Here is a 25,757-nt window from a genome sequence, read left to right as displayed (position 1 = left end):
ATGAAGATGGCGGGAAGTCCGAACGAAAGTCCGGGCCTCCCGCTGATTGCTTTTCACCGGTCATAACAGGACAGGAGGAATATACATGGGAGAGAGCAAGAACTCCGGACAGCATGAGTTATGGTACAAGCAGCCGGCGGCTGTATGGGAAGAGGCGCTGCCCGTAGGTAACGGCAGGCTGGGCGGCATGGTCTTTGGTGGAATCGAAGAAGAACGGATTCAATTAAATGAAGACACCTTATGGTCGGGTTTCCCGCGGGATAAAGCCAATTATGAGGCACTGCGGCATTTAGCCCCAGCCAAACAGCTAGTAGCAGAGGGAAAATACAAGGAAGCAGAAGCACTGGTGGACGCCAAAATGTTAGGCAGCCGGACGGAATCCTATCAACCACTTGGAGATTTGCGATTGAAGTTTAATTTTGCAGGTGCTGTAGAGGATTACCGGAGGGAGCTTGATCTGGATCGGGCGTTGGCTACGGTATCCTATACTGCCGGTGGTGTAAGGATCGTACGTGAAGTATTGGCCAGCAGACCGGATGAGCTTATAGCTCTTCATATCCGTGCGGAGGGGGGAGAGGGCCAAGCTACTCTGCCAGATTTCTGGGCGGATCTGGCATCACCGCATCCTTCCCACTCGGAGATTACTCCGAATGGCTTGCTTATTATGACTGGCCGTGCCCCGTCGCATGTGGCTGATAACTACGTAGGGGATCACCCGCGTGCCGTATTATATGAAGAGGGCCTTGGCATAAGTTTTGCTGCGGTTATGGATATCCAGACGGAAGGTGGGGCTTGTGCAGCGGAGAACGGCTCGCTGTTGATTTCTGGCGCGCACTCCATTACCCTTCGTCTGGCTGCGGCAACCGATTATGCCGGGTATGACCGGATGCCGGGAAGCGGTGGCAAGCTGCCAGCGGAATTGTGCCTAGAGCAGTTAGCTTCAGCCTCAAAAGGATACGCAGAGCTTAAGCAGCGCCACCTAGAGGATCATCAATCCCTGTTCCGCCGTGTGCAGTTGACGCTTGCATCTGCTGCCTCCCGGGGAGAGCTTCCGACTGATGAGCGACTGGCACAATACCGCGAAGGACAGACGGATCCTGAACTGGAAGCGCTACTGTTCCAGTATGGCCGCTATCTTATGATTGCTGGCTCACGGCCGGGGACACAAGCTCTGAATCTGCAGGGCATTTGGAATCCCTATATTCAGCCACCATGGAACAGCAATTATACGACAAATATAAACACCGAAATGAATTATTGGCCGGCCGAGTTATGCGGATTGGGCGAATGCCATGAACCTTTAATAGATTTTATTACGGAGCTTAGCGTGGCTGGCAGCCGTACAGCGAATATTCATTATGCCGCACGCGGCTGGACAGTACACCATAATACCGATTTGTGGCGGATGACTTCTCCATCAGACGGTAAGGCGATGTGGGCTTTTTGGCCGATGGGCGGGGTATGGCTCTCTCGCCATCTATGGGAGCGTTACGCTTTCCGTCCAGATGAGGACTATTTGCGCACAGCTTATCCCTTATTAAAGGGAGCCGCATTGTTTTGTCTGGATTGGCTAGTGGAGCTGCCTGATGGAAGATGGACGACAGGTCTGTCTACCTCGCCAGAGAATGTATTTCTGACTGCTGAAGGCATACCATGCAGTGTCTCGGCTGGCTCAGCCATGGATTTATCGCTCATCGCTGAGTTGTTCAAGCACTGCATTCAGGCTGCTGACATTTTAAATACCGATGTAGAGCTGCGTCAGGAGCTTATGCAGAAACAGAAGCAGCTTGCCCACCAGGGGATCGCACCGGACGGAACTGTCCGCGAATGGAATGAGGATTTCGCTGAACAAGAGCCTGGGCATCGTCATGTTTCTCATTTGTATGACCTGTACCCTGGGAACGTAATTAGCCCTTCCTCCACACCAGAGCTAGCGGAGGCGGCAACATTCACACTGAAGAAACGCATAGAACACGGAGGTGGCCATACAGGCTGGAGCGCAGCTTGGTTGCTTAATCTTTATGCGCGTCTGAAGGATGGCGAGAGTGCGGTTAGCTGTCTACGTCGCATTTTGCAAGATTCCAGTTTGCCGAACCTGTTCGGTAATCACCCTCCGTTTCAGATTGATGGAAACTTCGGAACTACAGCCGGAATAGCAGAAATGCTTTTGCAAAGTCATCAGGAGGGTCTGGAACTATTACCTGCTCTTCCAGAGGAATGGTCTGAAGGCAGCGTGAAAGGTTTGGTGGCACGGGGTGGCTTTGTCACGACTATAGAATGGAGCGGGGGCTGTTTAACAAGGGCAGAGATTACATCCACTCATGGCCGATCCTGCAGAATTGTTCAACACCAGCCTTTGCTCATTCAAAAACCGGATGGTACACAGATTGAAGGAGCGGGGCTGGAATTTGAAACAGCAATAGGAGAGACCTATATCATTACACCCCTAAAGAAATAATCCATATCGGTCTGGCTTAGTGGCTGTTCTCAGAGTAGAATTATTCTACAGAGAACAGTCTTTTTTTGCCCAAGTCCTCATTATCTATTAAATGGAGGGTTTTGAATAAGTCTGTAGGAGCCGGAGGATCAGAATAATTATGTGGAAAAAACGCTTCACGTTGGCAAAAGTCATTCTTGGAGGAGTGATTATTTGCGCAGCCATTCCCCCGACATTGTATTGGACCTGGGGGCATGCTTATGCGGCCACGACTTCACCGACCGTTCGTTCTGTGAGTGAAATTGCCCAGAAGCTAACCGGTGCGATGAATAATCGTAGAGAGACTATCACTTTTACTTATGAGGGGAAAACCTCGAATTTAAAAACACAGATACAAACGGGTCTAGATCAAGCGATGAATAGCGATCCCTATTTGTATTACATCATAGACAGCTACGGATACACTTATCGAGGGAGCAAAAGCTCTGTAAAGGTTACGGTAGAAGTGAAATACTTGGAAACGCTGGAGCAGACCGCTTTTGTGAACAAAGAAGTAAAGGCAACGCTCAAGAAGATCATTACACCGGGCATGAATAATCATCAGAAGGTTAAGGCTATCCACGACTGGGTGGTGCTGCGTCTGAAGTATGATACTTCTTATCGTAAATATACGGCTTATGAAGGTCTGAAGAGTGGCAGTGCCGTTTGCCAGGGGTATTCGCTGTTGACCTATAAGCTGCTCAAGGAAGCGGGATTCAGTAATAAAATCGTTGAGGGCACTGCAAAACAGCCGGGAGGACGCAGCCAGTCTCATGCTTGGAATCTAGTGCTGCTCGAAGGAAGATGGTATCATCTCGACACAACTTGGGATGACCCGACACCTGATAAAGCCGGCGTGGTAAGCACCGCGTATTACTTGAAGACTGATGCACAAATGCGTCAGGACCATAGCTGGACGAAGTCTTATCCGGCAGCCTCGGTTGCCTATTATAAGACCTTGTCAGCACTTGTAGAGCGTGGAGGACAGAGCGCCGGGGTGTATAAGCAGCTTCAGAAGGACCTTAATTATGAGCTGTATGCCGAGGAGCGGATTGTACGTTCAGCAGCAGATTTAATTCAGCTGGCGAATAAGGCTGTCGCTTCAGGAGAGGGATCTTTATTATTCCGTTATCACGGTAGTGGAACCCAGCTGAAGAATGATCTACAGGAATTATATAAACTTGGACTAGAGGAAGTGTCTTATTCTAGCACTTCTTTTGATAATACGGGTGATCTTAAAGTATATGTGACTTGGGAATAGGCAAAGGACTAAGTAGAATCAGAAGCTGAATATGCTAGATTGCTTTATGCAAAAAGGGATATCCCGCAGCCTTTCAGGCTTCTGGATATCCCTTTTTGCGGAGACTATTTATTCTGGGTGAGTACTAAGATCGCATTTATCCAAAGGAATAATATTACTCTTGCGGAAGAAGCGATAGCCGGCCCAAATTAAGACGAATAATGGCAGGCTGATATAAGAAACGGCAATACCGTACCAGTCGATGCTTCCACCTGAGAAGGCGCCCATATTCTGGCCAAGGATGGCTACCGCACAAAGTACTAAGGCAAATATAGGTCCAAACGGGAACCATCTAGCCCGGTAAGGCAGCTCATCAAGGGAATGACCTTGAGCTATAAAGGCGCGTCTGAAACGATAATGGCAGACAGCGATGCCGAGCCAGTTAATAAATCCACACATACCGGAAGCATTAAGTAGCCAGTTGTATACGGCACCGTCACCAAAGAATGATGCCAAAAAGGCCAACATACCGACAGCTGTGGTCACTAGCAAAGCTCCAACGGGAACACCGCGGCGATTAAGCTTGCCTAGAGCACGTGGAGCCATTCCATCCTTAGCCATAGCGTACAGGACGCGGGTGGAGGCGTACATTCCCGAGTTCCCGGCTGACAATACGGAGCTGAGAATGACAGCATTCATGACGGATGCGGCAATAGCAAGCCCAGCCTTATTAAATACGATCGTAAATGGACTGACTCCGATATCATCAATACCACCGCGTAGCAGATCTGGATTCGTGTAAGGAATCAGCATTCCAATTACAAGTATAGCGAGGATATAAAAGATTAATATACGCCAGAATACTTGGCGAATAGCAATAGGTACGTTGCGGCGAGGGTTCTCACTCTCACCTGCTGCAACACCGATTAGCTCGGTGCCTTGGAAGGAGAATCCCGCAGCCATAAAGACACCGACGAAAGCGAAGAAGCCACCGTGGAACGAGCTGCCCCCGATCTGGAAATTGCTGAAGCCTACGGCTTTTCCACCCATGATTCCGAAAATCATCAAAACTCCGACAATAAGAAAGGCGATAACAGTAATAATTTTGATAATGGCAAACCAATATTCTGATTCTCCGTATCCACGAGCAGACAGGAAGTTAAGACCGAACATCAACAGCAGGAATACAAGACTCCAGAGAAAGGAGGGACTGTCCGGGAACCAGTATTTAATAATGACGGTGGCGGCAGATAATTCTGCTGCAATCGTAACCGCCCAGTTATACCAGAAGTTCCAGCCGATGGCGAACCCAAAAGCGGGGCTGACGAAACGCGTGCCGTAAGTGCTAAATGAGCCCGAATCCGGTAAATAGGTAGCGAGCTCTCCCAGACTGGTCATGAGGAAATAAACCATAACACCAACAGCCGTATAGGCTAGAAGTGCTCCACCGGGTCCGGCTGAAGCGATAGCGCCACCACTGGCGAGGAAGAGTCCAGTACCAATAGATCCTCCAAGCGCAATCATGGTCAAATGCCTTGCTTTAAATGATTTTTTTAGCTCAGGCGGGTTACTAATGCTGCCTTGTGCTAGATTTTGCTGCTTGCCCTGCATGATTTGACACTCCTTATGATCTAATCTTTCAATTCATGAACGGGGAGTGCTGAGCTGCTTCCTCCCGCAGAGCGAGAGAGTGTATTTGGTGGTCTCCATAAGGTTATGGACAAACACTAAATATACAAATTCTGTAAACACAAAGAAACCGCAGACTATATCTGCGGTTTCCATCTATACAGCTCCGCATCATACTCCCTGTGAAGATAGCGCAACACATTATGACCTGCTACTATGCAGGTTATACAATGTGACAGTTCCGTGCCTTTCGGCAACGACCCCAGCCTGCACCGCTGTAAGAGCGACAGTGCAAACTTCGGCAGATATTCCTTTCGACGCGATTCATAGACGGCTCTAACGTCTCCACGCGCGTACTCTTTATATCCGCGACCTCTACCTCATCTTAGTATGACGAGGCTATCTTTACTTCATTCATTTATAAACAACAGGAATTAGTATAAAGCAAGTTCGCAAGTCAAGCAATGACAAAATCCGGTAGGGAACATTAGTTACGACGACGTTCTGACATTTGCTGCCAAACGGTACCCGCCGCTGCTTCACCGGAAGCGATACGTTCCAAAGCCATTTTGGCCTGAAGTCCAACCTCGAATTCCGGATCTTCCGCCGCAACTGACAGCGCTGCTTGGGCATCGGATGTGCCCACCTCATAGAGGAAACGTGCTGCGCGCCAGCGGACAAGCTTGCTCTTATCCGTCAGTGCCGCCGTCATCACAGGCGTGGCGGCAGGATCGCCGATGTCGGACAGCGTATCGCCTGCCGTACGTCTCACGGCTGGCGCGCTGTCTGCCATCGCCTCATAGAGCAGCTCCATCGCTTCGGGCGTGCGAAGGTCGCCTAGATACACGACCGCAAGCCTGCGAATATGCAGCTTGGGATCGTGCAGCGCCGCCTTAAGCTCCGGCAGGAGCTCCGCCGTCGGCGTAAGGTCCTCCAGCGCGGCGTAGCGCACGCGCCAATCCTCATGCTTCAGGTCTCGCAGCAGCTCATCCTGACTGCGGGTTCGTCTCTGCTCGACGAACTCGCCTTCAGCGCCGTGCGCAATGGCTTGCTGCACGAGAGAGTCGAGGCGTTCCTGCGGATACGCCGCTTCAACCTCTTGCTCCACCTCGCGTGCAATCTCCGCGGGCTCGCCATAACGCACGCCGTAATCAGTGAGCTTACGCTCTTTAATCATCACGGCGCTAGCCACATCCATAACCGCCTTCGTGAAGCGGTTTGCTAAGGAGATGCGCTCTTCATTCGCGCCGGTCTTAACGCGGATTTGCAGCGGAATTCCGCGGAACATCTGGACGAAGACTTGGGCTTCGCCGAAATGAGCGCCAGCGTTCTCATCGGCAAGATTCCAATCGTCAATTAAGCCTTCGCTGTTGCCGAAGCGGTTCTGGACTTCTCTTAGAATCGCTGCCCAATCCGCATTGCCCTTGCGTTCGAGCGCTGCAAAGTCAGCAGCATGATAGATGCTAATAACGCCCGGTATCGTTAACATTTCGCGTGCCCAGGCAGGTGCGGAACGTTCACTTTCTGGTGTATAGGTTCTGCGGATTCCAGGTTCCAGACTTTCGTCCAAATGAAGCTTCATCGTATTTGGACTTGGAGTCGGTTCAATAAAAGTAATCTTCATACGTAGCTCCCCCTTGAACGGTATATGCACCGCCATACTTTATACACATATTATCTCATTTCTGGCGTGAAACACAAAAGGGTGCTTAGATATTTTGCGGAAAAAGGGCGCACCCTTACCAAGTAACTTGTATATTTTGCAAAATACTCTGCCGTTCAATATAGTTGTATTATATTCGCTAAAGTAAAGCGTGCTCGGCAAACTTCTAAAGATGAGGTGCTCTATGGTTAAATTTCGCTACAATAACCTCGACAATGTGAGTACCGATAAAACACTTAAAGAGTTTCGTAAGTGGCGGGAGGAACGTCGACGGAAGAAAAAAGATTATTCATATGTAGTGCCAAGTACGCCACCGAGGTTAGCTTATCTGGCGGAGAATCGGCTGGAGACTACCATTACGTGGATTGGGCATTCCACGTTTTTCCTTCAATATGAAGGGATGAATATCATTACTGATCCAATCTGGGCGAGAAGACTAGGCTTTGAGAAAAGATTGGGGCAACCCGGGATTCCGCTCAGCGAAGTGCCTCCCATTGACCTGATTCTGATCTCGCACTCTCATTATGACCACTTGCATATGGCTTCTATCCGTAAATTATATAGAGCAGGGACAACCCTTGTTGTTCCTATAGGCTTGAAACGAAAGATGCTCCGCAAAGGATTTCGCAACTGCATAGAAATGGAATGGTGGCAGGAAAATACGCTGGGTAAAATTAAGCTTACCTTCGTGCCGACTCAGCACTGGACGCGGAGAACGCCTTGGGACACGAATACTTCGCATTGGGGAGGATATATTCTGCAGCCGATCGAATCGGATAGCGACAAGCTGCCCCCAAACCTGTATTTCGCAGGAGATAGCGGTTATTTTCCGGGTTTTAAGGAGATTGGGAGCCGCTATAAGCTTCATGTTGCACTCATGCCGATTGGAGCTTATGAACCCGAGTGGTTCATGACCTCGCAGCATGTAACCCCTGAAGAGGCTATACAAGCATTTGTAGATGTTGGAGCGGAGACCATGATTCCGATGCATTACGGCACCTATAGACTTGCTGATGATACGGCCCGGGAAGCGCTGGATCGGATGGAAAGTGCCCGGCTTAAACAAGGTATTTCTGAAGAAAGAATCCGTACGCTCAGTTATGGTGAAACGCTTGTTATACAACCCGAGAATCGCATAACTGGACAATAATTGAAAAAATTCCTCCTTACTGGCGACCTCTGTACAGCAGCTGGAATAACTTTAGTATTGGAGAGAACAGCTGAAAAGGCTATTTTACGGGCTTTTTGCTCTCTATTTATGCTATAATGAGCCGAAACCCTAAGTGAAAAGGATGGTAATGCGTAATGATTAGCACAAGCGGCGTAACACTCCGCTACGGAAAACGCGCTCTCTTTGAAGATGTAAACATAAAATTCACCCCTGGTAACTGCTACGGTTTGATTGGCGCCAATGGTGCCGGTAAATCAACCTTTCTGAAAATTCTGTCTGGTGAGATCGAAGCAAATACCGGTGAGGTACATGTTACACCAGGCGAACGTCTCGCAGTACTCAAACAGAACCATTTTGAGTATGATGAATTCCCAGTACTTGAGACCGTAATTATGGGTCACACACGCCTTTATGAAATTATGAAAGAAAAGGACACGCTTTATGCGAAGTCCGATTTCACAGAAGCGGATGGCCTGCGTGCAGGGGAGCTTGAAGGTGAGTTCGCTGAGCTTAACGGCTGGGATGCTGAGCCAGATGCAGCTGCCATGCTGATTGGTCTCGGAATTATGCGTGAACTGCATGACAAAAAAATGGCCGAACTGAGCGGCAATGAAAAGGTACGGGTACTCTTGGCGCAAGCCTTGTTTGGCCGTCCAAATAACCTGCTGCTAGATGAGCCTACCAACCACTTGGATCTCGAATCTATTGGCTGGTTAGAGAACTTCCTCATGGACTATGAAGGTACTGTTATCGTCGTATCCCATGACCGTCACTTCCTGAATAAAGTATGTACGCATATTGCGGATATTGATTTTGGCAAAATCCAAATGTACGTCGGCAACTACGACTTCTGGTATGAGTCCAGTCAGCTTGCACAAGCTTTGCAGCGTGATTCGAACAAGAAGAAGGAAGATAAAATCAAGGAATTGCAGGCATTTATCCAGCGTTTCTCGGCCAATGCTTCCAAGTCTAAACAAGCGACATCACGTAAGAAACAACTTGAGAAAATTACACTGGACGATATTCGTCCGTCCAACCGTAAATATCCGTTCCTCAACTTCAAACCTGAACGTGAAGCGGGTAAACAATTGCTGACAGTCAGCGGTTTGTCCAAAGCGGTTGAAGGTGAAAAGCTTCTTGATGAAATCAGCTTTGTAGTAAACAAAGGGGATAAGATTGCTTTTGTGGGCCCTTACTCCCAGCCTAAATCACTGCTGTTTGATGTGATCATGGGTGAGCAAGAAGCGGATGCGGGGGAATATACATGGGGAGTAACTACAACTCAAGCGTATTTCCCGAAAGACAACTCCAGCTATTTCGATGGTGTAGAAATGAATCTTGTAGAATGGCTACGCCAGTATTCTAAAGATCAGGACGAAACTTTCCTGCGTGGATTCTTGGGCCGTATGTTGTTCGCCGGAGAAGAAGCACTGAAGAAAGCAAGCGTGCTGTCCGGGGGCGAGAAGGTTCGCTGTATGCTGGCCAAAATGATGCTCAACGGCGCAAACGTGCTTGTGTTCGATGAACCAACCAACCACTTGGATCTGGAATCCATCACGGCACTGAATAACGGGCTGATCGATTTCGATGGCACGATTCTATTCACTTCCCATGACCATCAGTTCATCCAAACCATTGCTAACCGCATCATCGAGATTACACCTACAGGTGTAATTGACCGCTCCATGAGCTACGATGAATATTTGGAGAATCCAGAAATTAAGGAAATGCGCCAGCGCATGTATCCTGTAGAAGTATAATATTTAATTTCCGCTATGCGGAAGGAACCCATGAAGCAGCTACTCTAATCCTTTTAGGATCAGGGTAGCTGTCTTTATAATTTCGATTTTGAAAAGTTATTAACAAGTAGAATTCTACGGAGAGTATACGCGGGGCTTCTAAGACGGGAGTCTTTAGCCCTTGAGTTTTCCAAAGCGCATGTTTTCAGCTGACTAATCGTACAATAAAGAGAATCAGTTATGAATTTGAAGAGTTCTAATCCATCCTATCAGGCAGGACGAACGTATAAACGGCTGCGTTTCCCCGAGGGATTCGCAGCCGTTTATGTTTAAATATAAGTAAATACTAAGATCCGCCAGTACGACGGCGTTGGTTGTTAGGCTTTTTGTTATTTTGGCTTTTTAGCGGTTTGGCGGAACCAGCCTGAAATGTGGATCCAGGTTTGGAGGAAGATTGTTGTTTCTTCTGCTCCAGTTTTTTACGGATAGCTTCCGCTAAGTTGATTTTTCCTTTATCGTTGCTTTCGCTCATTATGATAACCTCCTTCGAAGCAAGTCCTTACACTTTATTCTAATTGTTTTTAAATGCTGCCACAAGGGCAAGAATAATTGAAAGAATTCTTTTCCGTATTTTAAATAATCGGGGAAAAAGAGGGGGAGCCAAGATGACTGATATTTACGAAGATATACGTAAAGGGGAACGAGGAGCTTGGGTTAGCATAGCGGCTTACCTCATCCTATCATCATTCAAGCTGGTTTGCGGTTATTTATTTGCATCTAGCGCACTCGTAGCGGACGGGGTCAACAATTTAACAGATATCGTGGCATCCATAGCTGTGCTGGTGGGTTTACGGATTTCGCGGAAGCCACCTGACTCTGACCACGCTTATGGGCATTTCCGCGCAGAGACCGTAGCGGCGTTGTTGGCTTCTTTTATCATGGCGGTAGTGGGCATTCAAGTGATTGTAGAGGCGGTGCGGTCCTTTTTCGATCGTACAAAAGAAACGCCACAGCTCTGGTCGGCAGGGGTGGCTATTGTATGTGCAGTGGCTATGATGGGAGTATATATATATAACAAAAGACTGGCCAAGCAAATTAACAGTGGGGCACTTATGGCAGCGGCTAAGGATAATTTTTCTGATGCTATGGTCAGTGTTGGAGCCGCAGTTGGGATTGTAGGCGCACAGTTTGGTTTGCCATGGATTGATTCCGCAGCGGCTGTTCTTGTCGGACTCATTATCTCCAAGACTGCTTGGGATATTTTTCGTGATTCGACCTATCGGCTTACCGATGGCTTTGATGAAGATAAATTGATGGATCTACGCAGTACGATTGCTCGAACGCCGGGAGTAGAAGAGATTAAAGATGTGAAGGCACGGGTTCATGGTAATCATGTGCATGTGGATGTTGTAGTGGAGGTGGATGCGAATATTTCTGTGACGGAAGGTCATGAAATAAGTGATTCCATCGAAGAAAGAATGAGCAAAATGCATAATATTATGAATGTGCAGGTGCACGTGGAACCTAAAAAATAAATTAAAAATGCTATATTAAGGGAAAAACACACATATTCAAGGAGAAATCAAGACTTTAGACCTGTATGTTACCATAAAGTGGCATGATTATATGTGAAATTTGGAGCATGTTCCAAATCCCGGGCAAGCCTATAATGAGGGCATAAAGGAATAATGTAGTACAATCCTTTATTGAAATCTCATCATGGAATTTGGGGGAACGTATGATCAAATCACATAAGCAAATTACAGCATCTTTGTTAGTATCTGCTGCAATTGTTGCAGGTTTAGGAGTATCTGCTCCTGGACAAGCAGCGGCAGCCTCAAGTTCATCTAATTCAGTTACAGCAGCTTCAGCCGTTCAAACAGGTGTAATCGAGGCTAGTGTTCGCCTTCGCAGCACCCCTTCTACTGACGGAGAAATAGTGAAGTACTTGCAAAAGGGAGATCAAGTGCAGATCCTTTCGCAGCCTAACAGCTATTGGTATCAAGTAAAAACGGCTGATGGTTCAGTGGGTTATACAAGTGCAGGAGATAAGTATATCAGCGTATCCTCTGCTTCAGTAACGACACCATCGGCACAAACTGGCACCATTAAGTATGGTGTGAATCTTCGGGTTTCACCTTCAACAAGCGGAAAAGTAATGAAGCTTTTGAATAAGGGAGAAAAAGTAGAAGTTCTGGCACAGCCTAACAGTTACTGGTATCAAGTTAAAGCGGCGGATGGTAGCATCGGATATATAAGTTCAAGTGATCAATATAGTACACTTTCAGGAAACGGTGGGGGATCTGGAACGGTAACGCCTACACCAACGCCTACACCTACACCTACACCCAATCCGCCTATAACAACACCGGGGGCTTCAGCCCAAATCGAACGGGTAATTGCTGCAGGCATGGGATATCTAGGAACGCCTTATGAGTATGGCTCCAGCAGAAATGATACAAGAACCTTTGACTGCTCGGACTTCATCCGGCAAATTTTTATGGATGCTGCGAATCTCAAACTGCCGGCGGATTCCCGTCAACAAGGAGATTGGGTGAAGTCGAATAGTACGATGGTTACGTCTATTTCCAATTTGAAGCGCGGCGACTTAATGTTCTTTATGGATTATAAGGGGAATTCTGCTTCTGCTTATGAGGGAATCGACAAATCTACAGCTAGAATATCGCATGTTGCTATGTATCTAGGAGATGGACAAGTTCTACAAACTTATTCCGTAGCTTCAGGCGGGGTAAGAGTAGATAAACTAAGCGCTTCTTGGATGAATCGTTTTCTCTACGGAGGTTCGGTCATTCGCTAAATATATGAAAAATGCAGGAAGCGACAGCATCGCATGTTTGTGACGGGTGAACGATGGCGGGCGTACGCGCAAGAGGGCTATCCTTTTAGTAGAATTCTCTACTGAAGGGGTAGCTCTTCCTGTTTTATCTGTTTAGAATATGTACTCTCCACATAAAAAAAGGGCAGTACCATCGGCCATTTTTCTGGCTCTTGGGACACCCTTTTTTCGCATATTGATAATTAAGGTAAGATCACATTGGCTGTTACAGGAACCTTAACCCATGCTTTTCCTAGCCAAGTGTAGATTTCTCTCCATTCATTACCCCAAGTGTCCGAAATAACTTCACCTGTTGTATCAAGAGTCTGAACGCCAAGCCAGCCTGCTGGAATTATACCTCCGACGGAAAAGTAGAAAGGTGTTTTCTCGGTCAGCACTATTTGTGGTGTTGCTGGAATCATATCCGCTGGAGTGATAATTGTTTCAAAAGAATTGCTGTAAGTGCTTCCAGTTACGGTTGCAGGATCCGTAGTAGTGTTAGTTACTTCAGCTGCTGAAGCTGTAGCAGCAATGGAAGCCATAAGTCCTAAGGCTACTGTAAGGCTGGCGATTTTTTTCATGTTTGGTTCCTCCTAGTGGGGGTTGGATGTATTTTTTTCCAAAAGCGCTGTTTGCTAATATGCTAGTAAACGTAAATGATGCGTGATGAACCACCCATCCAACATTTCTTATTTTCTCAAGTGACATCCGTGCAGGAATGACCTATACTTTCTGCATGATGAATAAGATATATGGATAGATATGGGAGGGATACGACAGTCACACCATTAAAATGAGGGGCTACTACATAGATCTACCTCTGCGTCCCGTGAAGAGAGAAATTACAAACAGAACCAGGAAGACGAAGAACAGGATCTTAGCAAGACCAGCGGCGGCGGCTACAAGGTTGAAGAAACCAAAGATTCCGGCGATTACTGCGACTACAAGTAGTATTGCGGACCATTTTAACATTACATATCACCTATCCTTTTTTGATTAATGTAGTCATTGTATAAACGGGGACTTTGATTTTGAAACAAAAGGGAAGAGGGACTCTTGACAAGACTCGACAAGATGTTTCGGCTTATGGGACCAGGGGTAACTATGCAGTATACAAGGCTGATTAGCCGATATTTATGAGATATGGAAGGGGTTATGAATATGATCATTGAACTTAGTGTAGCTCTCGTCGCAATTGCATTCGCAGTACTTGTTTTCTTTTTAATTAAAACCTTAAAGTCGGCAAAGGATTCACTCGACAAAGTCAGCCAAACCTTGGTGGAAGTACAGAAGACGATGGATGAGCTTACTTATGAAGTGAAAACGACGGTCAGACACGCAAATGAAATCACTGCCGATGTACAGCATAAGATTCAAAAGATTGACCCAGTCATCGATTCTGTCAAGAATCTGGGTGATGTCATGAATGAGCTGACCTTAACGGTCAAACAAGTGTCAGTCACAGTGATTGAGAAATATCGTAAATCGCGTGAGCTGAAGGAGAAGAGTAAGGAAGTCTCTATAAAAGAAGCTCCGTTAACTCCTGCTGAAGAACGTACTGTTAACTCCTATGATGCCATTTATGCTGAGAAGTCACCGGGAAAAATAGCTACAGTGCTAAAAGGTGTAGACGTAGCTGCAACTCTTTGGAAGAAATTTCGTCATTAAGCATAAGATAGTAAAGCTTCTGTAATCGGTGGCTGCAGATAAGAAAGGTGGGACACAACATGAACATGATGATCCTTTTATTTGGTCTTCTTTTCCCATACTTTGATGCGTCTCCACAGTTGGCGCCTATCGCTACTTTTATTGAACAACCTAAGTCGGTTCTCGCATTTGAACATGCTTCAGAATCCAGCCCATATATCAATGACTTTGATTCTCTGCAAGGTGTTGCTTTATATGCCACAAAGGAAGAAATGTTTCTGGCCAAAGGCAATCCACTTGCGGTGACAAATGATCCATTACAAGAGACGGTGGAGTACCACTACGCAGATGTGACAGTGGGTGTGGGCGAGGGGATGGTACTTTATGTACATGTTTCACCTCCGCAAGCACGGCAGTTTGGTTTACATGTAGATGGTGTAGAAATCGATCCTGTAAGAGATAATTTGCAAGATACTTTGGGCAAACCGTATTTTATAGCTGAAGATGGGGATGTATATATGAGAGGGAATAATGCACTCAAAATATATCGAAATTTGGCGGGTGAATTTGAAGGAATTGATTTATTTGATAGTATTTCTTCCTAATGTGTTTCATATTTGAGCAAATTGGTTAATAAACATAGGCTGTCTTTAGAATAGAGTAACCTCCAGAACCACTAGGTATAGTGGGGCTGGAGGTTACTTTGCTGAATACGTAAATTGATCCTATGACTATATTTACATATTATGAAAATAGAAATAACACTGTAAAATAGCGTATGATATAGTTAGTAGGTTTGCAGAATTTTACGGTCGTAATACTATTCGTGTGAGGTGAAGATGATGAGAATCTTAATCGTGGATGACAATCCGACTAATGTTATCATTATCCGTGAAATCCTGAAAAAAGAAGATTACCGAAATTTCGTAACCGCATCTTCTGCCAAAGAGATGTTGGAACGGCTTGGAATCGGTTCTGGGAGTGAAGATGGACGTCCCCGGATGTCAGATATTGATCTGATTTTACTGGATATGATGATGCCAGAAATGGATGGGATTGAAGCATGTCGTGTTGTGCAGCAATACGAACATCTTAAGGATATTCCAATAATAATGGTTACAGCTGTAGGCGATTCTAAGAAATTGGCCGAAGCGCTGGATGCAGGTGCAGTAGATTATGTTACGAAACCTATTAATAAAGTGGAGCTAATGGCCCGGATTCGGCTTGCTCTGCGGTTGAAACGTGAGAAAGATTGGCATAAAGAACGGGATCAGCGAATCCAGGAGGAGTTGAGACTGGCTGCGCTTGTGCAGAATGCTGTACTCAGCCTGCCGCTGCAGGAAGAGAATTTCGAGGTGCATGCTATCTATCAGCCTTCCTCTGAATTGGCAGGTGATTTATATGCGTGGTATCCCCTTGGGGATGGCCGATATGGCGTAATCCTCCTAGACATTATGGGACACGGTATATCATCATCTCTTTTTTGCATGTTCCTTGCGTCAGTATTAAAGGATACGGTAACTACCTATGTAGAGCCGGAAAAGGTAATTCAGGAACTCAATCGAAGGTTTAACCAACTTTATATTGAGAAAAAGCTGATTCAATACTATTTTACGACGATTTATCTTGTGATTGACACTCGTATAAAGCGTATTGACTATGTTAACGCTGGGCATCCACCTGCGCTGTTTTTTGAGGGCACAGCTAAGACTCCGGTCTTGCTGGAAAGTAATTGTCACCCTGTAGGCCTGTTTGAACGGATTGATATTCAGCCTCAGAGCTTGACCTACGAAGATGAAGGGCATTTGGTTCTCTATACAGATGGTCTGCTGGAGCTGGTTGAGGGTGAACAGGAAGAGCAGCTGAAGTTCATGATTAAGCATTTAAATGTTGAGCATGAATGGAAGGAAGAAACTATACGGGCTGCTTTTTTCAATGCTGATGTTCCTAAAGAGCGTGACGATGACAAATGTATAGTGTGGATCTCACTGAAGAAGGGAACAGAATGAGGATGAAAATAAAGGCTAAACTCTTAATTGGTTTTAGTGCGATGCTGGCGATTATGCTGGCACTTACTATGATTGGATACGATCGTTTGGATTATATGAATGGTCAGCTTGAGGGTTACCAGGATAGATATATGAAGGGGCGTTCTTCTTCAGGTATGCGTGGAGAAGTGAATGATATGGCGCGAATATTAACGACGACCATGTTAAGCGCTGATACATCAACGGTAGAATCACAAAAAAAAGAGATTGATAAAAAAATAGCTAAGGCGAATGAGCACTACGACAAAATAAAAGAATCAATGACTAGCGCTGAAGAGATGCAGATCGTTACTCAAATTGATGATTCTTATACGATCTATCTAAATTATCAGGAAAAAATATTGAAGCTGCTATCAGCTGGTTATTTCCAGAATGCCAGCACGTATTCTAACACAGAGGGACAAGCGATTCAGAATGCGGTATTAAACGCTCTGAACAGTCTCTCTGATTATAATGCCTTTATTATGAATGAAGAGAGCGCAAAAGCTAAAGATGCCTATCAAAGCTCTACTCAGATGGTCATCTTGATGATGATTGTGGGTCTACTACTTGGACTTGGAGTTGTTCTATGGATCATTCCAAGCATTACGCGGGGGCTTAACGTCGTTTCGATGATGATTACCAGCTTCGGCAACGGCAGAATTCGGGCTATAAGGCGCATCAAGGTTACTTCTAAAGATGAGATTGGTGAGGTTGCCCTTGTCTTTAAGAAAATGGCTTTAGATCTTGAAGAGAAACAGCAAATGGAACAGGCCTATGCACAGGCGCAGAATGATCAATCCTGGCTGAATGCAAATGTTGCTCAGGTGACAGAACTTCTCCGGGGAGTTAGCTCATTGGATCAGGTCTCACAGACCTTTATCAACGAGTTCACCCCTGTGCTGGGAGCCCAGTTTGGGGCAGTATATTTAAAGGATGCTAACCGTCCCGATTTTCTGCGAAGCAGTGGTTATTATGCAGTAGATAGCGATAAGAAACCAAAGGAAGGTTTTGTGATTGGAGAAGGACTCGTAGGACAAAGTGCGCTTGATATGCACCCAATCAGATTGGAGCGGGCTCCTGAAGATTATATCTCCGTGAAATCCGGCTTTGTGGATTCACAGCCAGGATATATTTCCATTCATCCGCTTATTTTTGAAGACGAGCTGCTCGGTGTAGTAGAATTCGCTTCATTCCAGCCATTTAGCAGTCTGAAAAATGATTTGCTGCAACAACTTGCGAATAATTTAAGCATTATTTTCAATAATATTAGTCGTCGTCTGATTGTAGAGAAATTACTGCGTGAGTCACAGGCACTTACGGAAGAACTGCAATGTCAGTCAGAAGAGCTGCAGACTCAGCAAGAAGAACTGCGTCGTTCCAATGAGAACTTGGAAGAGCAGACGGACGCACTTAAGCGTTCAGAAGAACTGCTGCAACGTCAGCAGGAGGAACTGGAACATTACAATACGGAACTCGTCGCCAAGACTCGTGCACTAGAGGAGCAAGTGCAGGAGGTTGAGGAGAAAAAAGATGAAATTGAGCATGCTAAGGTTCAGCTAGAGAAACAGGCTATGCAATTATCCGTGACTAGTAAGTATAAATCAGAATTTATGGCGAACATGTCCCATGAATTGCGGACGCCGCTCAACAGTCTGCTGATCTTGTCCCAGCTGCTTACCGAGAACAAGGATGGTAATTTAACGGAGAAGCAGGTTGAATTTGCCCATACGATTTATATGTCAGGTGCTGACCTGCTTAAGATGATTGATGAAATTTTAGACCTGTCCAAGGTTGATGCAGGAAAAATGGAACTGAATCATGAAGAAATTAAACTGACTGAGCTGAAAAGCTTTGTGAAGCAGAATTTTGCTCCACAGGCGCTCAAAAAAGGACTCTCCTTACGGATAGCCTTTAACGAGCCGCTGCCAGATAGCGTAATTGCCGATAGTCATCGGTTGAAGCAGGTCTTAAGAAATCTGCTTTCCAATGCCTTTAAATTTACAACCGAAGGTTTTATCGAGTTTTCAGTTAGCCCGGCAGATACAAATCTCTTGCCACTAAATCTGCCGAGTGATAATGAATATATTGCTATTGCTGTGAAGGACAGTGGCATTGGTATTCCGGCTGACAAAACAGATATTGTATTCGAAGCCTTCCAGCAAGTAGACGGAACAACCAGCCGTAAATATGGAGGCACGGGCCTGGGATTGTCGATCAGCCGTGAATTGGTTCGTATAATGGGTGGAGCTATTGTGCTCGAATCCCGTGAGGGGCAAGGCAGTACCTTCACTTTGTATTTGCCGGTGAAGGCAAATTACAGTAAACAACCTGCAGAAATAGAAGCTGCTGTGTCCAAAGAGGATTCAACATATGATGAATATATTGGAGACATGCTTCCAACCTTAGTGCCAGCAGCCGTTAACGTACCCCTTCCACAACTGACAATTGAGGATGACCGTGACAATTTGACGGCGAATGACAAAGTCCTGCTTATTATTGAAGATGATGAAAGCTTTGCGAAAATCTTGCTAGACATGGCTCGTGGTCGCAGATTTAAAGGCTTAGTAGCGCTTCAAGGCGATATTGGACTGCAGATGGCAAAAACTTATTTGCCAGATGCGATTATTCTCGATATACAGCTGCCTGTAATGGACGGCTGGACCATTCTTAGAGAGCTGAAAAGTGCATCTCAGACCCGTCACATTCCTGTTCATGTTATTTCAGTGAACGATGAAGTGAAGCAAGGATTGATGATGGGAGCTATGGCATATCTAAGAAAACCATCTTCAAGAGAAGCATTGGAGCGGGCTTTCTCACAAATTGAGAACTATACGTCCAGCACTGTGAAGTACCTTCTGATTGTAGAAGATGATGAGATTCAACGTCGTTCCATTATGGAATTGATTGGTCATGATGATGTAGCTATTACCGCGGTATCAACCGGCAATGAGGCACTGATGGAGCTGCGCAAGCAGAGATATGATTGTATGGTTCTGGATCTTATGCTTGGGGATATGAACGGCTTTGAACTGCTGGATCAGATTCGTGATGATGAGGAATTAAACGATCTTCCTATTATTATTTATACAGGTAAGGATTTAGATAGCAAAGAAGAGACACAGCTCCGCAAGTATGCTGAATCCATAATTATCAAGGATGTTCGTTCTCCGGAACGACTACTGGATGAGACAACGTTGTTCTTGCACCGGGTAGAAGCCAATCTTCCGGAAGATAAACGTAAAATTTTGCAGAAGCTGCATAACAAGGAAGAGTTATTCGAAGGGAAGAAAATACTGCTCGTCGATGATGATATTCGTAATGTTTTTGCACTCTCTAGTGTACTGGAAGAATACCACATGGAAGTGAAGTTTGCGGAGAACGGACGTGAAGCGCTGGAAATGCTGGTAGAGCAAGAAGATTTTGATCTCGTGCTTATGGATATGATGATGCCGGAAATGGACGGATATGAAGCTATGCGCCGAATCCGTGAAATGCCGCAATATCAGAAACTGCCTATTATTGCGCTTACCGCCAAAGCAATGAAAGAGGATCGTGCCAAATGTATTGAAGCGGGAGCTTCTGATTATATGAAGAAACCGATCGCAACAGGTCAACTTCTTTCGTTAATGCGTGTCTGGTTGTATTCGTAAACTCAAATTTGGGGTAATACCTTTTTAAGAACTAACATGACTAGAATTACGGTGTGTTAATAAGGGAGTCGGGATAACAATGAAAGCGATAGAACACGGATATGAGGAGCAGCCCGTTATGGTAGGAAGTGACGAGTTGGAGCAAATTGAGATCGAGCTGCTCCTTGATGGAGTACACCGTTTATATGGATATGATTTCCGGAATTATGCGTTGCCTTCTTTGAAGCGGCGTATCTGGCATCATGTGCATGCGGAGAATGTACACAGCATATCCGCGCTGCAAGAAAAGGTGCTGCATGATCGTGCCTGTTTTGAACGATTTGTCTATAGTCTCTCCATTCCGGTCACCGAAATGTTTAGGGACCCGGGGTTATTTTTAACGTTTCGCCAGAAGGTAGTTCCGTTGTTGAGGACTTATCCCTATATTCGTATCTGGCATGCTGGATGCTCCACTGGTGAAGAAGTATACTCTATGGCCATCCTGCTTCATGAAGAAGGGCTTTACGATAAGGCTCGGATTTATGCCACAGATATGAATGAGCGTTCTTTACAGCAGGCTAAAGAAGGCGTCTATGATATTAGCAGAATGAAGCAATACACTAAGAATTATTTGGAGGCGGGAGGTACCCGGGCATTCTCTGAATACTATACAGCGAAGTATAACTCGGTTATTTTACAGCCATATTTACGCAAAAACATTATATTTGCTGAGCATAACTTAGCTACAGATACTTCTTTTAATGAGTTTAATGTTATTTTCTGCCGCAATGTGATGATCTATTTCAATGATGAGCTGCGTGATCATGTTCACGGCTTGTTTCATGAAAGTTTAAGTCGTTTTGGAATACTTGTTCTAGGCTCTAAAGAATCCATTCACTTTACGAAGTACAGCGATTGTTATGAGTCTTTGGACAGAGTAGAAAAAATATACCGTAACATAAAATAACGCATGAAGGAGGGTGGTCCTATGGGGTTTCAAGAACCAATTCATATACTACTAGTAGATGACCGTCCTGAAAATCTGCTGGCGCTGGAGGCGGTACTTGAAAGCCAGCATTATGAGCTAGTCAAAGCCACCTCCGGCGAAGAAGCGCTGCGGTGTTTGTTAAGGTATGATTTTGCTGTCATCGTACTGGACGTGCAGATGCCAGGTATGGATGGGATCGAGACCGCAAAGTTGATTAAAGCCAGAGAAAAAACAAAGGAAATTCCGATTATCTTTATCTCTGCGAATAGTAAGGAAGCGGAGCATTTATTCGCGGGCTATTCTGCAGGGGCTATTGATTATATGGTTAAACCCTTCATTCCACAAATTCTGAAGTCTAAGATACAAGGTTTTGTCGAGATGTATATTACGAGCAAAAAACATCAGACTCAGACCATGCTGCTGCAGCAAAAGACGAAAGAGCTGGAAATCATAAATAGTGAGCTCGTAAAGGCTAAGGAAGAGGCGGAGATCGCCTCCAAAGCGAAGTCGGAATTTCTGGCTATGATGAGTCATGAGATTCGTACACCAATGAATGGCGTAGTGGGTATGATTGATTTATTAATGGAGACTGACCTTGCTCCTGAGCAGAAGGAGTATTCCGAGATCATTCGGAAAAGTGCAGACACGTTGATTACGGTTATAAACGATATTCTTGATTTCACCAAAATGGAATCCGGTAAAATGGAAATCGAAGAGCAGCTGTTCGAACTTCGCACATGTATTCAAGAGGTGTTCAGCCTCTTTTCGGTGGAAGCGGGAAAAAAGAACCTGGAGCTCGCTTATTTTATCGATCAGAAGTTGCCTAGACTTTTATATGGAGATATGGCTCGTCTACGCCAAGTATTAATTAATCTGATTGCTAACGCAGTTAAATTTACAAATCAGGGCGGTGTCTATTTAGTCGCTTCCATCAAAGAAACATCTGGGCACAAGGTAGAAGTCGAGTTTACGGTCATGGATACAGGGATTGGTATTTCTCCAGAGAAATGCGACCGATTATTCCAACCGTTCTCACAGCTGGATTCTTCAATGACACGGAAATACGGGGGGACAGGGCTTGGTTTAGCCATATGTAAATCCCTTGTAGGCATGATGGGCGGAGAAATACGGGTAGAATCCATGGAGCAAAAAGGAGCTACCTTTATTTTTACGATTCAAGCATCCGTACCTGGAGAAGATTTGACAGGAGGTTATCAAGAAGAGGAATCGCCTCATCTTCTTCTTAATCAGGAGAGCAGAAGCCGAATTCTTGTTGTAGATGACCATCCTATCAATCAGCGTCTGATGGTTAGCATGCTAGATAAGCTCGGCTATGAAGCTGATATGGCTGAGGACGGGAAACAGGCTGTGCAAATGGCGCTTAAGCAGCCCTATGATTTTATCTTTATGGATCTCCAAATGCCAGTAATGGATGGCCTGGAGGCAACCGCCCAAATCCGTCGAGAAGGCGGTCCGGCGGCTGAGAAGACTATTATTATTGCAATGACTGCGAATGTCATGGATGGCATTCAGAATCGCTGTAAAGCCTCAGGAATGGATGACTATATCAGCAAGCCACTTAAGATGAGCAGTATTAAGCAGATTATCTCTCGGTATTCTAGCAGCGATAATCGGATGGTTGAACCAGATACATCTATTTTTCAGGCGTAACCCAAGATTTACTAGTTTATATTTTAATGTTATTTGTTTCAAAGGTAGGACTATGAGGTTATTAATATAGAAAATATTTATCAGGAGAGATCGTCTATGAACACGCATAAAAGTAATAAGTTTCACGCTAAGACAGAGACAAAAGAAAATGTATGTACGGTTTTCCTGAATGGTGAACTTGATCTATCCGTTGCTTCCGATTTCCGTTTGGTAATGGAGCCGCTTGTAGGTGATACGAAGCATGATTTAGTAATAAATCTTAAAGAATTAAAATACATCGATAGCACGGGTATTGGTATTCTACTTTCGATCCTGAAATCAAGACAAGGTATGGACGTTAAGTTTATGGTTGAGGATGTTCCTCCCCAAATTCAGAAGCTGTTTGACATGACTGGTATTACCAAGTTTTTTGCCTCCCAAGAGAATTCCCACTAGGAAAGGATAGAACAAAGAATGAGTGATGATGTGCAAAAAGTAATTCTTCAGCTGCCGGCTAGCGCAGAGTATGTGGATATTGTTAGGTTAAATTTATATGGTATTGCTTCAAAAATGGGCTTCACCTACGAAGATATTGAAGATATGAAGGTAGCTGTATCAGAGGCGTGTAACAATTCAGTATTGTACGCCTATGGACAACAAGACGGAATGGTTGATGTAATCTTTGAGGTGGGTGAAAGTGCCTTATCCATTACAGTCAAAGACGAGGGGGAGAGCTTTGACGGTTTGGAAGACTCGTCCAGTGAGCGTATGACACTGCATGATAAAGAGTTGAGTGACGTTCAGGTCGGCGGTTTAGGGTTCTACTTAATGCAAGCGTTGATGGATGACGTGAGCGTCGTAAGTGAGGCCGGAAGAGGGACGGTAGTAACTTTGAAGAAGCACCTTAACTTTAGCGAGGAAAAGGTATGAGTGATAAGGTGACTCCCCCCGAGTCCATGAATGAAGCAGTCACCCAAATTTGGGAATATCAGCAGACTAAGGATAATGAACGCGCAACAGTGCTGATACAGAAATATGAGCCTATGGTAAAAATGGCTGCTGGAAAAATTTCTCGCAACCGCCCCGACTTGTATGAGGATTTATATCAGGTCGGGCAAATGGCGCTCATCCGGTTATTACAGCAATATGATATTAGCCTTGGAATCCCTTTTGAGCCCTATGCGATGAAAAGCATGATTGGACATATGAAGAATTTCCTACGTGATAAATCTTGGTACATACAGGTACCTAGACGGATTAAAGAAAAGGGAGCACTTGTTCAACATGCGATTGACGAACTAACAGTGAAGCTGGAACGTTCGCCTGCGGTGGATGAGATTGCTCATTATCTTGATTTGTCTGTTGAAGAAACTGTAGAAGTACTGGCGGGCAGAGAATGTTATCATTACGTCTCCCTAGACTCGCCCCTTTCTCAAGAGGAGACAGGAGCTACACTAGGCGAGCTGATCAGCTCTGACGCAAATGATTACGAGACCGTAGAGAAACGTATGGATTTACAACAAGCACTAGGTCAATTGAAGGAACAGGAGCAGCAGGTGCTGCTGTTAGCGTTTCAAGATGGACAATCCCAGCGGGCGATCGCCCAGAAGCTGGGGGTATCACAGATGAGCGTTTCACGCATACAGAAGCGGGCCACTGAGAAGTTAAAGCAGATTATGGCCAACTCTTCCTATTGAGTTCCTGTATGGGTAGTATACATTTTCGACGATAAGGACATGCCTCTCTCCGCTGACTGGAGACCCGCATGTCCTTTATTTGTATACTGTTGTAGACTTATTCCCCCGCTTGTCCGTCCAACCTAGAGGATTAGACGGACAAGCGGGGGAAGCGGTCGTTGGGGAATAGATCGATAGTCTTGCGGTTAGCTATTAGCATCAATGTATTTTTTAATTTCGCCAAGATACTCTCCGATTACTGGAACATTAAGAAAAAGACTAAGAATGTAGCCTAATAAACCAAGGACTACAAATGTTCCGAGAGATAGTCCAAGTCCCCGAGATATACCGGCCATCAGGTTTGTGATGATTCTTTTTTTCGGATCTGAATAGTTGTCGAGAATGTCCTTGAATTCTGATTTTTCCAGTGAGTGAGCGATCTTATCAAGACGACTGTTTAAGCGTTTCACTTCATGTCGCAACTCGAAAGGATGTTCATCAATTTCATAAGGTTTTGTTTGGTTATTTGAATCTGCCATGCGCCATCCCTGCTTTCTATAGCCCGAACGGGCATTAATTAAATGTCTAGTTGTATCTGCTGATGTGAATAAAGGTATAACTAAACAACAGCCAGCTGCGGTCAGCTGGCTGTTGTTTGTTAAAGTGATAGCTGTATGATGCCGCAGATTAGTAATTGGATTTATAGGAGGATTTTACATCCTCTTTCGCATCCTTAGCCTGATTGGCAACCTCTTTAGAGGATGCTTTGGCTTCATCAGCTACGTCTTTAGAGGCGTCTTTAACATCCGAGCTTACATTGCTTGAGGCTTCACTTACAGTGTCACCAATTTTACTTCCAGCCTCTTGAAGAGTGGCGGCAATCTGTTGTTTGCTGTCACTGACAGTGGTATAGATATCAGAGGCTTTATCTGATACCGTACTAGCCAAATCGGTTGCTTTTTCGCCAACTGTTGTCGCAATAGCTTTGGTTTTGTCAGTTACGGCACCAGCAACTTCTTTGGTCTTGTCTGTAGCTAGAGAAAGTTTATCTGACAGATCACTGCGCATTTCACGGCCAGGCTTTGGTGCAAATAGCAGGGCTGCTGCGGCACCAATTAAGCTACCAATAAAGATACCTTTTAATAAGCTGCTTCCGTTCTCTACTTCATGTTCTACGTTACTCATCACCAATCACTCCTTATAATTTATCTTACTTCGTATATAAACTTTGGCGTATGGGCTGAAACAGTTGAAGAGCAAGGGGGAGATTACGGGAGGTTAAGGGAGGATACGGTAACCTAGATGGCTTTAGGTCATATAAACCGCGTTTTTGAGGCTTTATCAACATTTGTTTATGCGCAAAAAGAAGGGCGAAGACAGGCT

At 45.2% G+C, this 25,757-nt stretch carries 22 protein-coding genes and 1 riboswitch; of the genes, 15 read left to right on the top strand and 7 right to left on the bottom strand.

Features of this window, described 5'->3' with window-relative positions:
• Positions 1–85 precede the first annotated feature (85 nt).
• Entirely contained in the window at positions 86–2,458 is a 2,373-nt protein-coding gene (locus tag NSS82_RS31065) for a glycoside hydrolase family 95 protein (RefSeq protein ID WP_076273154.1), read from the top strand.
• Between the two features lie 139 nt (positions 2,459–2,597).
• Positions 2,598–3,737 carry a transglutaminase domain-containing protein gene (locus NSS82_RS31060; RefSeq protein WP_076273155.1) on the top strand — a complete coding sequence of 380 codons (1,140 nt, stop codon included), beginning with the start codon at positions 2,598–2,600 and terminating at the stop codon, positions 3,735–3,737.
• Positions 3,738–3,845: 108 nt separating this feature from the next.
• Here the strand turns inward: NSS82_RS31060 and NSS82_RS31055 are convergent, their stop codons facing one another.
• Positions 3,846–5,327, bottom strand: a complete 1,482-nt coding sequence (locus tag NSS82_RS31055) for an amino acid permease (RefSeq protein ID WP_076273156.1) — start codon at positions 5,325–5,327, stop codon at positions 3,846–3,848.
• A 199-nt stretch (positions 5,328–5,526) separates the two neighbouring features.
• Positions 5,527–5,731, bottom strand: a riboswitch (Lysine riboswitch).
• Between the two features lie 101 nt (positions 5,732–5,832).
• Positions 5,833–6,969 carry a virulence factor gene (locus NSS82_RS31050; RefSeq protein WP_036680234.1) on the bottom strand — a complete coding sequence of 379 codons (1,137 nt, stop codon included), beginning with the start codon at positions 6,967–6,969 and terminating at the stop codon, positions 5,833–5,835.
• 223 nt (positions 6,970–7,192) lie between these two features.
• On the opposite strand from NSS82_RS31050, the gene NSS82_RS31045 reads away from it, so the two are divergent.
• Complete coding sequence (locus tag NSS82_RS31045) at positions 7,193–8,158, top strand: MBL fold metallo-hydrolase (protein WP_076104191.1); 966 nt, start codon at positions 7,193–7,195, stop codon at positions 8,156–8,158.
• Between the two features lie 155 nt (positions 8,159–8,313).
• Complete coding sequence (locus NSS82_RS31040) at positions 8,314–9,939, top strand: ABC-F family ATP-binding cassette domain-containing protein (RefSeq protein ID WP_038573336.1); 1,626 nt, start codon at positions 8,314–8,316, stop codon at positions 9,937–9,939.
• Positions 9,940–10,264: 325 nt separating this feature from the next.
• Here NSS82_RS31040 and NSS82_RS31035 read toward each other — a convergent pair whose 3' ends face one another.
• Positions 10,265–10,450, bottom strand: a complete 186-nt coding sequence (locus NSS82_RS31035) for a hypothetical protein (protein WP_036680230.1) — start codon at positions 10,448–10,450, stop codon at positions 10,265–10,267.
• A 133-nt stretch (positions 10,451–10,583) separates the two neighbouring features.
• Between NSS82_RS31035 and NSS82_RS31030 the strand changes: the two genes are divergently transcribed.
• Both NSS82_RS31030 and NSS82_RS31025 read left to right on the top strand, forming a co-directional pair.
• Positions 10,584–11,453: a cation diffusion facilitator family transporter gene (locus tag NSS82_RS31030; protein ID WP_038573333.1), complete on the top strand. Its 870-nt coding sequence runs from the start codon at positions 10,584–10,586 to the stop codon at positions 11,451–11,453.
• Positions 11,454–11,656: 203 nt separating this feature from the next.
• On the top strand, positions 11,657–12,736 hold the full coding sequence (locus NSS82_RS31025; protein WP_036680227.1) for a C40 family peptidase: 1,080 nt from the start codon (positions 11,657–11,659) through the stop codon (positions 12,734–12,736).
• Positions 12,737–12,957: 221 nt separating this feature from the next.
• Here NSS82_RS31025 and NSS82_RS31020 read toward each other — a convergent pair whose 3' ends face one another.
• Positions 12,958–13,335, bottom strand: a complete 378-nt coding sequence (locus tag NSS82_RS31020) for a hypothetical protein (RefSeq protein WP_036680226.1) — start codon at positions 13,333–13,335, stop codon at positions 12,958–12,960.
• 223 nt (positions 13,336–13,558) lie between these two features.
• Positions 13,559–13,726 (bottom strand): DUF1328 domain-containing protein, encoded by a 168-nt coding sequence (locus tag NSS82_RS31015; protein WP_036680225.1) that lies wholly within the window; start codon positions 13,724–13,726, stop codon positions 13,559–13,561.
• Positions 13,727–13,915: 189 nt separating this feature from the next.
• Between NSS82_RS31015 and NSS82_RS31010 the strand changes: the two genes are divergently transcribed.
• The 9 genes from NSS82_RS31010 to NSS82_RS30970 all read left to right on the top strand — a co-directional run bounded on the left by NSS82_RS31010 (position 13,916) and on the right by NSS82_RS30970 (position 24,395).
• A complete protein-coding gene (locus NSS82_RS31010) occupies positions 13,916–14,422 on the top strand; it encodes a DUF948 domain-containing protein (RefSeq protein WP_036680224.1) in 507 nt (168 codons plus the stop codon).
• 59 nt (positions 14,423–14,481) lie between these two features.
• The gene (locus NSS82_RS31005; protein ID WP_051491114.1) at positions 14,482–15,006 is read left to right on the top strand and encodes a hypothetical protein; all 525 of its coding nucleotides are present in this window, start codon (positions 14,482–14,484) and stop codon (positions 15,004–15,006) included.
• Between the two features lie 237 nt (positions 15,007–15,243).
• A complete protein-coding gene (locus NSS82_RS31000; RefSeq protein WP_038573328.1) occupies positions 15,244–16,410 on the top strand; it encodes a SpoIIE family protein phosphatase in 1,167 nt (388 codons plus the stop codon).
• A 2-nt stretch (positions 16,411–16,412) separates the two neighbouring features.
• Positions 16,413–20,081, top strand: coding sequence for a response regulator (locus tag NSS82_RS30995; RefSeq protein ID WP_036680346.1), 3,669 nt, complete (start codon positions 16,413–16,415; stop codon positions 20,079–20,081).
• A gap of 79 nt (positions 20,082–20,160) precedes the next feature.
• Positions 20,161–21,027, top strand: a complete 867-nt coding sequence (locus NSS82_RS30990; protein WP_051491113.1) for a CheR family methyltransferase — start codon at positions 20,161–20,163, stop codon at positions 21,025–21,027.
• Between the two features lie 21 nt (positions 21,028–21,048).
• Entirely contained in the window at positions 21,049–22,719 is a 1,671-nt protein-coding gene (locus NSS82_RS30985; RefSeq protein ID WP_036680222.1) for a response regulator, read from the top strand.
• Positions 22,720–22,815: 96 nt separating this feature from the next.
• Positions 22,816–23,154, top strand: coding sequence for an STAS domain-containing protein (locus NSS82_RS30980; RefSeq protein ID WP_036680220.1), 339 nt, complete (start codon positions 22,816–22,818; stop codon positions 23,152–23,154).
• 18 nt (positions 23,155–23,172) lie between these two features.
• Positions 23,173–23,628: an anti-sigma B factor RsbW gene (gene rsbW, locus NSS82_RS30975; RefSeq protein WP_036680217.1), complete on the top strand. Its 456-nt coding sequence runs from the start codon at positions 23,173–23,175 to the stop codon at positions 23,626–23,628.
• Complete coding sequence (locus tag NSS82_RS30970; RefSeq protein ID WP_036680216.1) at positions 23,625–24,395, top strand: sigma-70 family RNA polymerase sigma factor; 771 nt, start codon at positions 23,625–23,627, stop codon at positions 24,393–24,395. Before rsbW ends, NSS82_RS30970 begins: the two co-directional genes overlap by 4 nt.
• A gap of 185 nt (positions 24,396–24,580) precedes the next feature.
• Here NSS82_RS30970 and NSS82_RS30965 read toward each other — a convergent pair whose 3' ends face one another.
• Together NSS82_RS30965 and NSS82_RS30960 are read right to left on the bottom strand one after the other, a co-directional pair.
• The gene (locus tag NSS82_RS30965) at positions 24,581–24,913 is read right to left on the bottom strand and encodes a DUF5665 domain-containing protein (protein WP_036680215.1); all 333 of its coding nucleotides are present in this window, start codon (positions 24,911–24,913) and stop codon (positions 24,581–24,583) included.
• Positions 24,914–25,061: 148 nt separating this feature from the next.
• Positions 25,062–25,559, bottom strand: a complete 498-nt coding sequence (locus NSS82_RS30960; RefSeq protein ID WP_038573324.1) for a YtxH domain-containing protein — start codon at positions 25,557–25,559, stop codon at positions 25,062–25,064.
• Positions 25,560–25,757: the final 198 nt, after the last annotated feature.

Origin of the sequence: Paenibacillus sp. FSL H7-0735 (assembly GCF_038008505.1) — a bacterium.
Lineage (GTDB): Bacteria > Bacillota > Bacilli > Paenibacillales > Paenibacillaceae > Paenibacillus_AQ > Paenibacillus_AQ odorifer.
The sequence above is the reverse complement of the archived record's forward strand: the minus strand, read 5'-3'. Positions and strand labels throughout refer to the sequence as shown.

Excerpts from the sequence above, each read along its gene's own strand:
- NSS82_RS31065 (WP_076273154.1), top strand. The coding sequence starts at position 86 with ATGGGAGAGAGCAAGAACTCCGGACAGCATGAGTTATGGTACAAGCAG.
- NSS82_RS31060 (WP_076273155.1), top strand. The coding sequence starts at position 2,598 with ATGTGGAAAAAACGCTTCACGTTGGCAAAAGTCATTCTTGGAGGAGTG.
- NSS82_RS31055 (WP_076273156.1), bottom strand. The coding sequence starts at position 5,327 with ATGCAGGGCAAGCAGCAAAATCTAGCACAAGGCAGCATTAGTAACCCG.
- NSS82_RS31050 (WP_036680234.1), bottom strand. The coding sequence starts at position 6,969 with ATGAAGATTACTTTTATTGAACCGACTCCAAGTCCAAATACGATGAAG.
- NSS82_RS31045 (WP_076104191.1), top strand. The coding sequence starts at position 7,193 with ATGGTTAAATTTCGCTACAATAACCTCGACAATGTGAGTACCGATAAA.
- NSS82_RS31040 (WP_038573336.1), top strand. The coding sequence starts at position 8,314 with ATGATTAGCACAAGCGGCGTAACACTCCGCTACGGAAAACGCGCTCTC.
- NSS82_RS31035 (WP_036680230.1), bottom strand. The coding sequence starts at position 10,450 with ATGAGCGAAAGCAACGATAAAGGAAAAATCAACTTAGCGGAAGCTATC.
- NSS82_RS31030 (WP_038573333.1), top strand. The coding sequence starts at position 10,584 with ATGACTGATATTTACGAAGATATACGTAAAGGGGAACGAGGAGCTTGG.
- NSS82_RS31025 (WP_036680227.1), top strand. The coding sequence starts at position 11,657 with ATGATCAAATCACATAAGCAAATTACAGCATCTTTGTTAGTATCTGCT.
- NSS82_RS31020 (WP_036680226.1), bottom strand. The coding sequence starts at position 13,335 with ATGAAAAAAATCGCCAGCCTTACAGTAGCCTTAGGACTTATGGCTTCC.
- NSS82_RS31015 (WP_036680225.1), bottom strand. The coding sequence starts at position 13,726 with ATGTTAAAATGGTCCGCAATACTACTTGTAGTCGCAGTAATCGCCGGA.
- NSS82_RS31010 (WP_036680224.1), top strand. The coding sequence starts at position 13,916 with ATGATCATTGAACTTAGTGTAGCTCTCGTCGCAATTGCATTCGCAGTA.
- NSS82_RS31005 (WP_051491114.1), top strand. The coding sequence starts at position 14,482 with ATGAACATGATGATCCTTTTATTTGGTCTTCTTTTCCCATACTTTGAT.
- NSS82_RS31000 (WP_038573328.1), top strand. The coding sequence starts at position 15,244 with ATGAGAATCTTAATCGTGGATGACAATCCGACTAATGTTATCATTATC.
- NSS82_RS30995 (WP_036680346.1), top strand. The coding sequence starts at position 16,413 with ATGAAAATAAAGGCTAAACTCTTAATTGGTTTTAGTGCGATGCTGGCG.
- NSS82_RS30990 (WP_051491113.1), top strand. The coding sequence starts at position 20,161 with ATGAAAGCGATAGAACACGGATATGAGGAGCAGCCCGTTATGGTAGGA.
- NSS82_RS30985 (WP_036680222.1), top strand. The coding sequence starts at position 21,049 with ATGGGGTTTCAAGAACCAATTCATATACTACTAGTAGATGACCGTCCT.
- NSS82_RS30980 (WP_036680220.1), top strand. The coding sequence starts at position 22,816 with ATGAACACGCATAAAAGTAATAAGTTTCACGCTAAGACAGAGACAAAA.
- rsbW (WP_036680217.1), top strand. The coding sequence starts at position 23,173 with ATGAGTGATGATGTGCAAAAAGTAATTCTTCAGCTGCCGGCTAGCGCA.
- NSS82_RS30970 (WP_036680216.1), top strand. The coding sequence starts at position 23,625 with ATGAGTGATAAGGTGACTCCCCCCGAGTCCATGAATGAAGCAGTCACC.
- NSS82_RS30965 (WP_036680215.1), bottom strand. The coding sequence starts at position 24,913 with ATGGCAGATTCAAATAACCAAACAAAACCTTATGAAATTGATGAACAT.
- NSS82_RS30960 (WP_038573324.1), bottom strand. The coding sequence starts at position 25,559 with ATGAGTAACGTAGAACATGAAGTAGAGAACGGAAGCAGCTTATTAAAA.